The sequence below is a fragment of the Lactobacillus sp. HMSC08B12 genome (genome assembly GCF_001808415.1).
Taxonomy (GTDB): Bacteria; Bacillota; Bacilli; order Lactobacillales; family Lactobacillaceae; genus Lactobacillus; species Lactobacillus delbrueckii.
In genome coordinates, this window is the sequence record NZ_KV793115.1 from 1 (window position 1) to 1,152 (window position 1,152).

The following is a 1,152-nucleotide window of genomic DNA, read 5'->3' on the forward strand; positions in this document are numbered from 1 at the left end:
CGTGAGAATGAAGCAAAGCCAAATGAAGAACTGAGCCAGTATCCCGCACTAAGAGCCGCTTTATCCGAGGAACAGCTTCGGCACTGCTTTGGATATATCAGACGCCTCACCAGAAAACATAAGCCCTACCCTCATTCAACGGCTGCACGATGCATGCTCTGTGACGAAATGATGTGGAGAGTCGTTGAAAAAGCTGGCTCAAGCTATCTAGAAATCATGACGGCAAAATGCAGAAGGAAAAAGCAGTTTAAGCTGACAGGGCCATACTGCTATGCCAACAAGAAGAAACGTGGCGACATCCAGCTCATTCTTGATCGAGACAAGAAGCGGCTGGAAGTTCATCGTGCTATTAAAGCTGTTGCCCATAATATTCGCAAGCCACAAAAGCAACTGGGTATGGACAAGGGATTGGCAACTCTCATCTCATGTAGCAGTGGTCAAGAATATGGAGCAGATTTCAGCAAGCTGGTAAGCGCTGAAGTTGAGCGGATCAATGACCGCAATACAAATCGCAATGAATACATCCAGTTAGCTAAGGAATTAAGAGAAGAAAAGTCTGCCTTGCAGGAAAAGTTAGCCAAGGATTATTCAGCTAAGACAAAGAAACGTATCAGACACCGCATTGGAAGTCTTGAGCGCCAAATTTCTCGTCTTGAAGAACACCATCTTGGTAGCAAGCTCTACCATCGCCAACATGAAAGAAAGCAACGCAACATGGAGCGGGTGATGAATACAAGCATTAGACAGATGCTTGTAGCAGAAGGTCCAGATATTCTTGTCAAGGAAGATCTGACTTTTACTAAAGAGAAATTGCCTAAAGCATCAAACCGCTATGAAGCAAAAGTGAGACGCAAGCTGTCGTCATGGACTAAAGGAAGACTGGATAAACGTATCGAGTATTTATGCGACAGTCTGGGAATTCAAGCCATTGACGTTAATCCAGCATATACTTCTCAGTTCTGCCCAAGATGTGGTGCGCATTTCAGTAAAAGAAAAGGCGCACATCATGAAACGGCTGTCTGTCAAAATTGTGGTGAAATGAACGCAAATACAGCAGCAGCGGTAAATATTTTGCAAAGAGCGGATGACAAAAAAATAACGAAATATATGCCATACAAGAATGTTAAGTTGATTCTTGAAGATCGTTACGCA

At 43.7% G+C, this 1,152-nt stretch carries 1 protein-coding gene; it reads left to right on the forward strand.

Translation table 11 applies throughout. The annotated features are described in order from the left end of the window. A partial coding sequence (locus HMPREF3168_RS01745) for an RNA-guided endonuclease TnpB family protein (RefSeq protein WP_070488181.1) occupies positions 1 to 1,152 on the forward strand: 1,152 nt, incomplete at both ends.